Origin of the sequence: Vibrio fluvialis, assembly GCF_900460245.1 — a bacterium.
Classification (GTDB): domain Bacteria; phylum Pseudomonadota; class Gammaproteobacteria; order Enterobacterales; family Vibrionaceae; genus Vibrio; species Vibrio fluvialis.
The window spans coordinates 3,004,623-3,018,025 of record NZ_UHIP01000001.1; the positions used below are offsets into that span (position 1 = coordinate 3,004,623).

Annotated in this window: 6 protein-coding genes, 6 tRNA genes, 3 rRNA genes and 1 riboswitch; of the genes, 14 read left to right on the forward strand and 1 reads right to left on the reverse strand. The window is 49.7% G+C overall.

The window, feature by feature from the left end:
* Positions 1-18: 18 nt before the first annotated feature.
* The gene (fadB, locus tag DYA43_RS14180) at positions 19-2,190 is read right to left on the reverse strand and encodes a fatty acid oxidation complex subunit alpha FadB (RefSeq protein WP_061057059.1); all 2,172 of its coding nucleotides are present in this window, start codon (positions 2,188-2,190) and stop codon (positions 19-21) included.
* A 216-nt stretch (positions 2,191-2,406) separates the two neighbouring features.
* On the opposite strand from fadB, the gene DYA43_RS14185 reads away from it, so the two are divergent.
* The 14 genes from DYA43_RS14185 (at position 2,407) to crcB (ending at position 13,171) form a co-directional block, all read left to right on the forward strand.
* Entirely contained in the window at positions 2,407-3,030 is a 624-nt protein-coding gene (locus tag DYA43_RS14185) for a YigZ family protein (protein WP_061057060.1), read from the forward strand.
* A gap of 33 nt (positions 3,031-3,063) precedes the next feature.
* The gene (locus DYA43_RS14190; protein ID WP_024374751.1) at positions 3,064-4,521 is read left to right on the forward strand and encodes a TrkH family potassium uptake protein; all 1,458 of its coding nucleotides are present in this window, start codon (positions 3,064-3,066) and stop codon (positions 4,519-4,521) included.
* Between the two features lie 10 nt (positions 4,522-4,531).
* A complete protein-coding gene (gene hemG, locus DYA43_RS14195) occupies positions 4,532-5,056 on the forward strand; it encodes a menaquinone-dependent protoporphyrinogen IX dehydrogenase (protein ID WP_055452363.1) in 525 nt (174 codons plus the stop codon).
* Between the two features lie 434 nt (positions 5,057-5,490).
* Positions 5,491-7,043 (forward strand): 16S ribosomal RNA (locus DYA43_RS14200).
* A 67-nt stretch (positions 7,044-7,110) separates the two neighbouring features.
* Positions 7,111-7,186, forward strand: a tRNA-Glu gene (locus tag DYA43_RS14205).
* 1 nt (position 7,187) lies between these two features.
* Positions 7,188-7,263: transfer RNA gene (locus DYA43_RS14210), tRNA-Lys, on the forward strand.
* Between the two features lie 31 nt (positions 7,264-7,294).
* Positions 7,295-7,370: transfer RNA gene (locus DYA43_RS14215), tRNA-Ala, on the forward strand.
* 12 nt (positions 7,371-7,382) lie between these two features.
* Positions 7,383-7,458, forward strand: a tRNA-Val gene (locus tag DYA43_RS14220).
* 290 nt (positions 7,459-7,748) lie between these two features.
* A 23S ribosomal RNA gene (locus DYA43_RS14225) occupies positions 7,749-10,636 on the forward strand.
* A gap of 94 nt (positions 10,637-10,730) precedes the next feature.
* Positions 10,731-10,846 (forward strand): 5S ribosomal RNA (gene rrf / locus DYA43_RS14230).
* The 16S, 23S and 5S rRNA genes sit together here with 6 tRNA genes alongside, the layout of an rRNA operon.
* Positions 10,847-10,878: 32 nt before the next feature.
* Positions 10,879-10,955: transfer RNA gene (locus tag DYA43_RS14235), tRNA-Asp, on the forward strand.
* A gap of 59 nt (positions 10,956-11,014) precedes the next feature.
* Positions 11,015-11,091: transfer RNA gene (locus DYA43_RS14240), tRNA-Trp, on the forward strand.
* A gap of 174 nt (positions 11,092-11,265) precedes the next feature.
* On the forward strand, positions 11,266-12,648 hold the full coding sequence (locus DYA43_RS14245) for a multicopper oxidase family protein (RefSeq protein WP_061057061.1): 1,383 nt from the start codon (positions 11,266-11,268) through the stop codon (positions 12,646-12,648).
* Positions 12,649-12,787: 139 nt separating this feature from the next.
* On the forward strand, positions 12,788-13,171 hold the full coding sequence (crcB, locus tag DYA43_RS14250) for a fluoride efflux transporter CrcB (RefSeq protein ID WP_020331858.1): 384 nt from the start codon (positions 12,788-12,790) through the stop codon (positions 13,169-13,171).
* A 51-nt stretch (positions 13,172-13,222) separates the two neighbouring features.
* Positions 13,223-13,321, forward strand: a riboswitch (TPP riboswitch).
* Positions 13,322-13,403: the final 82 nt, after the last annotated feature.

Here is a 13,403-nt window from a genome sequence, read left to right on the forward strand (position 1 = left end):
TTCCTTTTCCAAACGGGGTTATAGCGAGCCAGCTTGCTGCGACTGGTAAAAGCTTTCGCCTTTCTCTGCTTTGTCGATCAGCAGTTGTGGTACTTGGTACATGGCGCCCAGATGTTCATACTTTTTCGCCATCGCGACATAATTAGCCAGGCCAATACTGTCGAGGTAACGGAACACGCCGCCGCGGAAAGGAGGGAAACCTAGGCCGTAGACCAGCGCCATATCAGCTTCTTGTGGTGTCGCGATAATGCCTTCTTCCAGACACAGGGCGACTTCGTTGATCATCGGAATCATCATACGAGCGATAATGGTTTGTGCGTCAAACTCCGCTTTCGCACCACACACGGTTTCCAGCACTGGCAGAATATCGCTTGAGAACGCTTTTTTCGGTTTGCCTTTCTTATCAATCGTGTACTGATAGAAGCCTGAACCATTCTTCTGACCATATTTGTTCGCTTCATACAGGGCATCAATCGCGTCACGGCCTTGTTTACCCATACGTTGCGGGAAGCCTTGCGCCATCACTTCCTGCGCGTGATGCGCGGTATCGATACCGACCACATCCAACAGGTACGCCGGGCCCATTGGCCAGCCGAACTGACGTTCCATTACTTTATCAACCTGAGTGAAGTCCGCACCGTCACGCATCAGCAGGCTAAAGCCGCCAAAGTAGGGGAACAGGACGCGGTTGACGAAGAATCCCGGACAGTCATTGACCACAATCGGCGATTTACCCATCTTGGCGGCGTAAGCCACAACGCGGTTGATGGTGTCTTCAGAGGTATGCTCGCCACGAATGATTTCAACCAGCGGCATGCGATGTACCGGGTTGAAGAAGTGCATGCCACAGAAGTTTTCCGGGCGCTGCAGCGATTTGGCCAGCAAGTTAATCGGAATGGTTGAGGTGTTGGACGTAATGATGGTCTCAGCAGAAACATTTTGTTCCACTTCGCTCAATACCGCAGCTTTAACTTTTGGATTCTCTACCACCGCTTCGACGATAACGTCGGCTTGTTCGATACCTGCGTAATGCAGGCTTGGCGTGATGGAAGCCAAAACTCCGGCCATTTTAAAACCATCAATTTTGCCGCGTTCCAGCTGTTTATTCAGCAGCTTGGATGCTTCAGTCATGCCTAAATCCAGTGATTTCTGCGCGATATCTTTCATCAGTACCGGTACGCCTTTACTGGCAGACTGGTAAGCAATGCCGCCACCCATGATGCCGGCACCCAGTACCGCTGCACGCTCTGTGGCTTTGCTGGCCGCTTTCGCGGATTTTTTCGCCAGGCCTTTGATGTACTGATCGTTGAGGAAAATACCGACCAGCGCTTGTGCTTCCTGAGATTTCGCCAGCTTGATGAAATGTTTGCGTTCAATCGCCAGTGCTTCATCGCGCGCGCAGCGAGCGGCTTCTTCAATCGTCACGACAGACGTCATTGGCGCCGGGTAATGCGGACCAGCCAATTGCGCGACCATGCCTTTGGCCATGGTAAAGCTCATCATGGCTTCCAGTTTGCTCAGCGTCAGAGGCGATGTTTTTTGCTGACGACGTGTTTGCCAGTCGACCTTTTCATTGATGGCTTGCGTTAATGTCGCCAGAGCAGATTCCAGCAGTTTGTCGCTGTCGACCAGAGCATCCAGCAAACCGATTTTTAATGCTTCTTCTGCGCGGCAGGCTTTACCTTGCGTGATGATTTCCATTGCGCTGTCTGCGCCAATCACACGAGGTAAACGTACCGTGCCGCCAAACCCTGGCATGATACCCAGTTTGGTTTCAGGTAAACCGATACTGGTGGTTTTATCACCAATGCGGAAGTCGGTAGCGAGTACACACTCACATCCTCCACCCAATGTGAATCCTTTCAGAGCTGACAGCGTCGGAACCGGAAGATCTTCCAGTTTGTTAAAGATGCGGTTGGCAAAGATCAGCCATTCATCGAGCTCTGCTTCCGGCTTAGCAAATAAGCCGAGAAATTCGGTGATGTCTGCACCAACGATGAATGCCTCTTTATCCGATGTCAGGACTAAGCCTTTCAGTCCGGCATGTGCCTTTAGCGCATCCAGCGCTTCGTCCAGGGACGTCAGTGTTGCTAGGTCAAGCTTATTGACGGATTCTGGAGAGCAGAAACTCAGCTCCACAATGCCATCATGTAATTCCTTTACCTGTAGGGTTTTGGCTTGGTAAATCATTGTCTATCTCCGTGACATACAATCCACGATTGTGTGTGAGAGTTTTTATTGTATTTAAAATTCTGGTTAGACCAGTCGATTTAGTGTGAACCTGAGATTGATTAATTTCAATACATTTTTTAAACAACTGTTTAACATTGTGCGCCATGCCAATCCTGAGTCATTTTTCAAATCCTCGTGTTACACTTGGCGACCTTTTCATCATCGGCGAGAAAAATGAACGTTCAGCCTTACCACATTCCTGCAGCTCCGGTTCGCTTTGAAGAAGAGATCAAAAAGAGCCTCTTTATTACCTATTTAGCTCATACGCCAGGAATTGACGCAGCGAAAGCGTTTGTCGATGAGATCAAGTCGCGTCATGCCGATGCGCGTCACAACTGCTGGGCATTTGTCGCTGGCAGGCCACAGGATTCTATGCTGTGGGGGTTCAGTGATGATGGTGAGCCATCCGGTACTGCGGGAAAGCCGATTCTGGCTCAGCTGTCCGGGTCGGGCGTGGGAGAGATGACTGCGGTGGTGACGCGTTACTATGGCGGGATTCGACTCGGAACCGGCGGCTTAGTGAAAGCCTATGGCGGCGGTGTGCAGCAAGCGCTCAAGTTGCTTCAAACTATTGAGAAAAAAATCACCACAAAACTGCACCTGACGCTAGACTACGGATTGGTTGCTCTGGCGCAGTCGATCATGAGCCAGTTTGAAGCCGCGGAAGTGGACGCTGAGTATGGAGAAAGTGTCTGCCTTACCGTGGAATTGGAATGCCTTCATCTTGAGGCGTTTACTCAGAGCATCATTAACAAGAGCGGCGCCAAGATTCTTGTTGCTGGTGTGGAAAACAGTTAGGAACTCAGAAGCGCAGCTTCGTTAAGTCTATTCATGCAATTTCGTTCAATCATTCGAATCGTCGGGCTGCTGCTCGCGTTATTCAGTGTGTCTATGCTGGCGCCCGCGCTGGTGGCTTTGATCTACCGCGACGGTGCTGGTGTTCCGTTCGTTTCGACCTTTTTTGTTCTGCTGATGTGTGGCGGCCTGTTCTGGTTTCCTAACCGTCGTTATCGCCATGAATTGAAAGCGCGCGACGGCTTTCTGATTGTGGTCCTGTTCTGGACGGTTATCGGCAGTGCGGGATCGCTGCCGTTTCTGCTTGCCGACAATCCGAATATTTCCGTCACGGATGCCTTTTTTGAATCTTTTTCTGCGCTGACAACCACAGGCGCCACGGTGATTGTCGGGCTGGATAATCTGCCGAAAGCGGTATTGTTTTATCGTCAGTTTCTGCAATGGTTCGGCGGGATGGGGATCATCGTCTTGGCCGTGGCCATTCTGCCCGTGCTGGGTATCGGTGGCATGCAGCTTTACCGAGCGGAAATTCCGGGGCCGGTGAAAGACAACAAAGTGACGCCACGCATTGCCGAAACGGCTAAAGCGCTGTGGTATATCTATCTGAGCTTAACCATCGCCTGTGCGGGCGCGTTCTGGCTGGCAGGTATGACGTTGTTCGACGCGATTTGTCACAGTTTCTCCACCATTGCGATTGGGGGCTTCTCTACTCACGATGCCAGCATTGGTTATTTCGATAGCTACGCGATTAATATGATTACGGTGGTGTTCCTGCTGATTTCGGCGTGTAACTTCACTCTGCACTATGCCGCGTTTGCGACCGGAGGCGTGCACCCGAAGTACTATTGGAAAGACCCGGAGTTTCGAGCGTTTGTTGTCATTCAGGCGATTTTGTTTAGCGTCTGTTTCCTGATGCTGCTCAAGCACCACTCTTATGACTCGCTTTATGATGCGTTTGACCAGGCGCTATTCCAGACCGTCTCCATTTCGACCACCGCAGGATTTACCACCACGGGCTTTTCCGATTGGCCACTGTTTTTGCCTGTATTGCTATTGTTCTCTTCTTTTATAGGCGGTTGTGCAGGATCGACGGGGGGCGGAATGAAGGTGATTCGCGTGTTCTTGCTCACGCTGCAGGGGGCACGTGAAATGAAGCGCCTGGTGCACCCGCGTGCGATCTACCACATTAAGATTGGAGACAGCGCACTGCCACAACGTGTTGTGGATGCCGTTTGGGGATTCTTCTCCGCGTACGCGTTGGTGTTTGTCGTGTGTATGCTGGCCCTCATTGCTACTGGCATGGATGAACTAAGCGCGTTTTCGGCAGTCGCGGCCACACTTAATAACCTGGGCCCGGGCTTGGGTGAAGTCGCGGTACACTTTGCTGATGTGAACGATACAGCCAAGTGGATTCTGGTGGTATCGATGCTGTTTGGCCGATTAGAGATCTTCACACTATTAATATTGTTGACGCCGACGTTCTGGCGCAGCTGAGGAAGCATTCGTGAAAGCACTATTATTATATTCCAGCCGGGAAGGGCAAACGCAAAAAATCATACGTACCATTGCAGGTCAGCTTGAAGGGTATGAGTGTGATATTCGCAACCTGCACGATTGTGCCTCATTGGATCTGGCCGCTTATGACAAAGTTCTGATTGGGGCTTCCATTCGTTATGGTCACCTGAATAAAAAGCTCTATGAGTTTATCGCGCGTCATCTTACCCAGTTGCAGCAAAGCAAAGCCGCGTTCTTTTGTGTCAATCTGACCGCTCGTAAAGAGGATCAGGGCAAAGACACGCCTGAGGGGAGTGTCTATATACAGACGTTTTTGAAAAAGTCACCGTGGCAGCCGGAACTGATAGGTGTGTTTGCTGGTGCACTCTATTACCCTAGATACCGCTTTTTCGACAAAATGATGATTCGTTTAATCATGACGCTGACAGGCGGAGAAACGGATACCACAAAAGAAGTGGAGTACACCAACTGGGAAAAAGTGACTCAATTCGCGATAAAATTTAAAAAGATGTAAAGAAAACCAGCAGATTTGTGGCTTTTTGCCTCTTTTTTAGCCGAACGACAAAAAATACGTAAAATTCGCCTCAAAAACTATTGCCAAAATTCTAGGTCTCCCTATAATGCCGCCTCGCTGACACGGGAACGGTTCGACAGAAAAGTCCTTGATTAGCTGGTCACTTAGCTTCGTCAAATATGATGAAAAAGTTTTGAAAAAAAGTGGTTGACACTAAAACTTAACTCGCTAAAATGGCCGTCCGCTTTGAGAAGAAAGCTTCGAAAAGCAACGCTCTTTAACAACTTAAACCTATCAATCTGTGTGGGCACTCGTTGATGATAATCGCAAAAGATTTATCAATGAAGTGAGTGACCAATTTGATACTTCGGTATCGAGCACAGTCAATTCAACATTACGTAGTAATGTTATCAGTATTCATTGAGCCAAAACTTTAATTGAAGAGTTTGATCATGGCTCAGATTGAACGCTGGCGGCAGGCCTAACACATGCAAGTCGAGCGGCAGCGACAACATTGAACCTTCGGGGGATTTGTTGGGCGGCGAGCGGCGGACGGGTGAGTAATGCCTGGGAAATTGCCCTGATGTGGGGGATAACCATTGGAAACGATGGCTAATACCGCATGATAGCTTCGGCTCAAAGAGGGGGACCTTCGGGCCTCTCGCGTCAGGATATGCCCAGGTGGGATTAGCTAGTTGGTGAGGTAAGGGCTCACCAAGGCGACGATCCCTAGCTGGTCTGAGAGGATGATCAGCCACACTGGAACTGAGACACGGTCCAGACTCCTACGGGAGGCAGCAGTGGGGAATATTGCACAATGGGCGCAAGCCTGATGCAGCCATGCCGCGTGTATGAAGAAGGCCTTCGGGTTGTAAAGTACTTTCAGCAGTGAGGAAGGAGGTATCGTTAATAGCGGTATCTTTTGACGTTAGCTGCAGAAGAAGCACCGGCTAACTCCGTGCCAGCAGCCGCGGTAATACGGAGGGTGCGAGCGTTAATCGGAATTACTGGGCGTAAAGCGCATGCAGGTGGTTTGTTAAGTCAGATGTGAAAGCCCGGGGCTCAACCTCGGAATTGCATTTGAAACTGGCAGGCTAGAGTACTGTAGAGGGGGGTAGAATTTCAGGTGTAGCGGTGAAATGCGTAGAGATCTGAAGGAATACCGGTGGCGAAGGCGGCCCCCTGGACAGATACTGACACTCAGATGCGAAAGCGTGGGGAGCAAACAGGATTAGATACCCTGGTAGTCCACGCCGTAAACGATGTCTACTTGGAGGTTGTGGCCTTGAGCCGTGGCTTTCGGAGCTAACGCGTTAAGTAGACCGCCTGGGGAGTACGGTCGCAAGATTAAAACTCAAATGAATTGACGGGGGCCCGCACAAGCGGTGGAGCATGTGGTTTAATTCGATGCAACGCGAAGAACCTTACCTACTCTTGACATCCAGAGAACTTAGCAGAGATGCTTTGGTGCCTTCGGGAACTCTGAGACAGGTGCTGCATGGCTGTCGTCAGCTCGTGTTGTGAAATGTTGGGTTAAGTCCCGCAACGAGCGCAACCCTTATCCTTGTTTGCCAGCGAGTAATGTCGGGAACTCCAGGGAGACTGCCGGTGATAAACCGGAGGAAGGTGGGGACGACGTCAAGTCATCATGGCCCTTACGAGTAGGGCTACACACGTGCTACAATGGCGCATACAGAGGGCGGCCAACTTGCGAAAGTGAGCGAATCCCAAAAAGTGCGTCGTAGTCCGGATTGGAGTCTGCAACTCGACTCCATGAAGTCGGAATCGCTAGTAATCGTGAATCAGAATGTCACGGTGAATACGTTCCCGGGCCTTGTACACACCGCCCGTCACACCATGGGAGTGGGCTGCAAAAGAAGCAGGTAGTTTAACCTTCGGGAGGACGCTTGCCACTTTGTGGTTCATGACTGGGGTGAAGTCGTAACAAGGTAGCGCTAGGGGAACCTGGCGCTGGATCACCTCCTTATACGAATGATTATTGCGATGAGTGTTCACACAGATTGATACGGTTTAAATGTGAAGAGTATCTTAGTGTCCCGTTCGTCTAGAGGCCTAGGACACCGCCCTTTCACGGCGGTAACAGGGGTTCGACTCCCCTACGGGATACCACGGGTCGTTAGCTCAGTTGGTAGAGCAGTTGACTTTTAATCAATTGGTCGCAGGTTCGAATCCTGCACGACCCACCATTCCTTCCATTAGGAATTAAAACTCAAGACTGGGGCTATAGCTCAGCTGGGAGAGCGCCTGCCTTGCACGCAGGAGGTCAGCAGTTCGATCCTGCTTAGCTCCACCATTCTTGAATAATGGGCGATTAGCTCAGTTGGGAGAGCACCTGCCTTACAAGCAGGGGGTCACTGGTTCGAACCCGGTATCGCCCACCATCTTTAAGCACATTTGCTTAAGTGTTCTTAAACATGGTTTTCATCAGAAAATCTGCTCTTTAACAATTTGGAAAGCTGACAAAACAACAATTTATTGTTGTTTGTAAAGTTCTCAATGTATTCCTGAATGGAATACACCAACAAACACATTCAAGTGTGCTTGGTATCGAAGCTTACTGATTCAGTAAGTCTTCAAATTGAGTCCGGCAAAATCAGTCACACACTCATGAAAAATAAATGTGTGACACCTAGGTTGTTTAACAGCAACCCGAAACTCCTTCGGGTTGTATGGTTAAGTGACTAAGCGTACACGGTGGATGCCTTGGCAGTCAGAGGCGATGAAGGACGTAGTAACTTGCGATAAGCTCAGATTAGGCAGTAACAGCCACTTGAGTCTGAGATTTCCGAATGGGGAAACCCAACTGCATAAGCAGTTATCATTAACTGAATACATAGGTTAATGAAGCGAACCGGGGGAACTGAAACATCTAAGTACCCCGAGGAGAAGAAATCAACCGAGATTCCGATAGTAGCGGCGAGCGAAATTGGATTAGCCCTTAAGCTTTACATGCGTCAGGTGAAGGTTCTGGAAAGGACCGCGAAACAGGGTGATAGCCCCGTAGCCGACAGCGCATGTTCAGTGAAATCGAGTAGGGCGGGACACGTGTTATCCTGTCTGAATATGGGGGGACCATCCTCCAAGGCTAAATACTCCTGACTGACCGATAGTGAACCAGTACCGTGAGGGAAAGGCGAAAAGAACCCCTGTGAGGGGAGTGAAATAGAACCTGAAACCGTGTACGTACAAGCAGTAGGAGCCTCTTCGTGGGGTGACTGCGTACCTTTTGTATAATGGGTCAGCGACTTATATTCAGTGGCAAGGTTAACCATTTAGGGGAGCCGTAGGGAAACCGAGTCTTAACTGGGCGTTCAGTCTCTGGATATAGACCCGAAACCGGGTGATCTAGCCATGGGCAGGTTGAAGGTTGAGTAACATCAACTGGAGGACCGAACCGACTAATGTTGAAAAATTAGCGGATGACTTGTGGCTAGGGGTGAAAGGCCAATCAAACTCGGAGATAGCTGGTTCTCCCCGAAAGCTATTTAGGTAGCGCCTCGGACGAATACTACTGGGGGTAGAGCACTGTTAAGGCTAGGGGGTCATCCCGACTTACCAACCCTTTGCAAACTCCGAATACCAGTAAGTACTATCCGGGAGACACACGGCGGGTGCTAACGTCCGTCGTGGAGAGGGAAACAACCCAGACCGCCAGCTAAGGTCCCAAATTACAGCTAAGTGGGAAACGATGTGGGAAGGCTCAGACAGCTAGGATGTTGGCTTAGAAGCAGCCATCATTTAAAGAAAGCGTAATAGCTCACTAGTCGAGTCGGCCTGCGCGGAAGATGTAACGGGGCTAAGCTGTAAACCGAAGCTGCGGCAATGCGATTTATCGTATTGGGTAGGGGAGCGTTCTGTAAGCCGTTGAAGGTGTGTTGTAAAGCATGCTGGAGGTATCAGAAGTGCGAATGCTGACATGAGTAACGACAAGGGGGGTGAAAAACCTCCCCGCCGGAAGACCAAGGGTTCCTGTCCAACGTTAATCGGGGCAGGGTAAGTCGACCCCTAAGGCGAGGCCGAAAGGCGTAGTCGATGGGAAACGGGTTAATATTCCCGTACTTCTTACAATTGCGATGGGGGGACGGAGAAGGCTAGGTGGGCCTGGCGACGGTTGTCCAGGTTCAAGTGCGTAGGCTTGAGGGTTAGGTAAATCCGGCTCTCTCTAAGGCTGAGACACGACGTCGAGCTACTACGGTAGTGAAGTCATTGATGCCATGCTTCCAGGAAAAGCCTCTAAGCTTCAGATTGTAAGGAATCGTACCCCAAACCGACACAGGTGGTCGGGTAGAGAATACCAAGGCGCTTGAGAGAACTCGGGTGAAGGAACTAGGCAAAATGGTACCGTAACTTCGGGAGAAGGTACGCTCTTGATGGTGAAGTCCCTCGCGGATGGAGCTGATGAGAGTCGCAGATACCAGGTGGCTGCAACTGTTTATTAAAAACACAGCACTGTGCAAAATCGTAAGATGACGTATACGGTGTGACGCCTGCCCGGTGCCGGAAGGTTAATTGATGGGGTTAGCGTAAGCGAAGCTCTTGATCGAAGCCCCGGTAAACGGCGGCCGTAACTATAACGGTCCTAAGGTAGCGAAATTCCTTGTCGGGTAAGTTCCGACCTGCACGAATGGCGTAATGATGGCCACGCTGTCTCCACCCGAGACTCAGTGAAATTGAAATCGCTGTGAAGATGCAGTGTACCCGCGGCTAGACGGAAAGACCCCGTGAACCTTTACTACAGCTTGGCACTGAACATTGAACCTACATGTGTAGGATAGGTGGGAGGCTTTGAAGACGTGACGCTAGTTGCGTTGGAGCCGTCCTTGAAATACCACCCTTGTATGTTTGATGTTCTAACTTAGCCCCGTTATCCGGGGTGAGGACAGTGCCTGGTGGGTAGTTTGACTGGGGCGGTCTCCTCCCAAAGAGTAACGGAGGAGCACGAAGGTGGGCTAATCACGGTTGGACATCGTGAGGTTAGTGCAATGGCATAAGCCCGCTTAACTGCGAGAATGACGGTTCGAGCAGGTGCGAAAGCAGGTCATAGTGATCCGGTGGTTCTGTATGGAAGGGCCATCGCTCAACGGATAAAAGGTACTCCGGGGATAACAGGCTGATACCGCCCAAGAGTTCATATCGACGGCGGTGTTTGGCACCTCGATGTCGGCTCATCACATCCTGGGGCTGAAGTCGGTCCCAAGGGTATGGCTGTTCGCCATTTAAAGTGGTACGCGAGCTGGGTTTAGAACGTCGTGAGACAGTTCGGTCCCTATCTGCCGTGGGCGTTGGAAGATTGAAGGGGGCTGCTCCTAGTACGAGAGGACCGGAGTGGACGAACCTCTGGTGTTCGGGTTGTGTCGCCAGACGCATTGCCCGGTAGCTAAGTTCGGAATCGATAACCGCTGAAAGCATCTAAGCGGGAAGCGAGCCCTGAGATGAGTCTTCCCTGATACTTTAAGTATCCTAAAGGGTTGTTCGAGACTAGAACGTTGATAGGCAGGGTGTGTAAGCGTTGTGAGGCGTTGAGCTAACCTGTACTAATTGCCCGTGAGGCTTAACCATACAACACCCAAGGGGTTTTGTAGTGGACTCAAAGCTAAGCGCATAAGAATGTGTTGAGAGAACGAAAAACAGCTTTCCGAATTTTAAGAATTTGCTTGGCGACCATAGCGTTTTGGACCCACCTGATCCCATTCCGAACTCAGAAGTGAAACGAAACAGCGTCGATGGTAGTGTGGGGTCTCCCCATGTGAGAGTAGAACATCGCCAGGCTTTAAATTTAGACTCTTGAGTCTAACCAGTGCGGAGCGGTAGTTCAGTTGGTTAGAATACCGGCCTGTCACGCCGGGGGTCGCGGGTTCGAGTCCCGTCCGCTCCGCCACTTATTTAAGACCTCAGCAGCAATGCTGGGGTTTTCTTCAATCTAGAAGACCAAAATTTAGGGGTGTAGCTCCAATTGGCAGAGCAGCGGATTCCAAATCCGCGTGTTGGGAGTTCGAATCTCTCCACCCCTGCCATTATTAAAGGCTCCAGCGATTGCTGGAGCCTTTTTTATTGCTTATCAATCTCTAAATAAGGTGGAAAATCCGGTTTACTTGGTTTTCCTTCTCTATTTCAACAACGCATCATTTACATTTTGTTGCGAATCAGTTTTATTACCAATCCAGAAAATATTGTTATCAGGACTGATTATGGATCTTTCTCGTCGTCATTTCTTAAAATTGGGTTCTGCGTTGGGTGTTAGCGCCGCTTTACCTGCGTGTTCATTGCTTAAACTGACATCGGAAGAGGACGAATATGTTTATCAGTTGACGGCTGAGCCGGCACAAGCATCGCTGGTTCCGGGTTACTCTACATCAGTTCTGGGCTTCAACGGTTCTATTCCGGCTCCTACGATACGTTGCCGCCAGGGGCGGAAGGTGACGATTCACTTCACCAATAAGCTGGATGAGCCGACCACGATACACTGGCATGGCCTGCGTATTCCTGTCGCGATGGATGGGGTTCCTTTCCTTAGTCAACCTCCTATCATGCCCGGTGAGAGCTTTACTTACGAGTTTACACCACCGGATGCCGGGACCTTTTGGTATCACCCGCATATGAACAGCGTCAAACAGCTTGGAATGGGCTTGGTTGGTCTGATCATCGTTGAAGAAACTGAACCTGTTGTATTTGATGAAGAGCATGCGCTCATGCTTAAACACTGGCATCTTGATAAAAAAGGCCAATGGAAGGATTTAATGATCCCTCGTTACAGTGCACGTATGGGTACACCAGGTGAATGGGGTACGGTCAATGGTAAGCACAATCCGCAGTACACAATTAAACAGAATGCGACGGTGAGAGCTCGCATCGCCAACGTGGATAACACTATTACCTATCCGATCGCTGTTGAAGGTGTTGACGCTTGGGTGATTGCTATTGATGGCAACCCGATCGAAACACCATATCAGCTAACACAGCATAAGATAGGCCCGGGAATGCGTTTGGATATCGCCTTTATCGCGCCAAAAGCTGGCGATAAGGTTTATGTGCGTCAAATGAAGGGTAAGTTTGCCTTTCCTCTGTGCGAATTCCTCAGTGAGGAGTCCTGGCTCGCGAGTGATAAATCTATCCCATCGCTGCCGTTAAATCCTATTGCACCCGTGAAGCTCTATCAGGCGCAGGAAATCGACTTTGTGTTTGAATGGGAAGGAGCCGTGACTCCTGCGGATAAGAGTGGCCATGCTGTGCCGAATTTTTGGCTGGTCAATAAACGGGCTTGGGAAGGTATGAGTGCTGGCCATATTCCAGAGCCATTGGCAAAGCTGGAGTTGGGGAAAACCTATATTTTCAATCTGCGTAATGTTACTCAGTATCACCATCCTATCCATCTGCATGGCCACACTTTTACCGTGCTTGAACTTGATGGAAAAACGCTGGAAAAGCCATTCCATACCGATACCGTATTGCTGGGTAAAAATGGCAGTGCCAAAGCGGCGTTTGTCGCTGACAACCCAGGTCGATGGATGTATCACTGTCATGTTATTGAGCATATGAAAACGGGCTTGATGGGCTTTATCGAAGTTGCTTGAATAAGTGACTCCTGTAACGTTTGTATTTATCCTCACTTTGGCAGGCTAATTGCTGTTATTGAAAACTATTTTTTTACTCGTTGTGGCTCATTTTTAGACGGTGAGCCATTACAATGATTGCAACAAATTGGGAGGGTACATGGGGCAGTTGGCAATTTTAGGTTTGATTGCAATCGGTGGAGCAATTGGTGCTTGCTCACGCTATTTGGTCTCTGAATGGTGTGTGACGCTATTTGGGCGCAGTTTTCCATACGGTACGTTGACCGTTAACATCGTCGGTTCTTTTATCATGGGACTCTTAATCGCAGCCTTTGAGAATGAATGGTTAGCTCCTTATCCTTGGCGTCAGATTGTCGGTCTGGGATTCCTTGGTGCGTTAACGACGTTTTCAACGTTCTCGATGGATAACGTACTTCTTATGCAACAAGGTGCTTTTTTTAAGATGGGGCTTAACGTACTGCTCAATGTACTGTTGAGTATTTCTGCTGCCTGGGTTGCGTATCAATGGTTGATTCGAGGCTGATTAAAAACTCTACTTTTCTGCTTGTTTAGCGAAATGACTTCTCTATAATGACTTCACTTGTCGGAGTGCCATAAGGCTGAGACCGTTTATTCGGGATCCGTTGAACCTGATCAGGTTAGAACCTGCGAAGGGAACAAGAGAAGACAATCTCTGGCGATCTGTGGATCGTCGTATCTTCAGTTCCAAGATCTGTCTGATCACCTCTTGTCGCATCTTTCCGCCAAGCATTTAT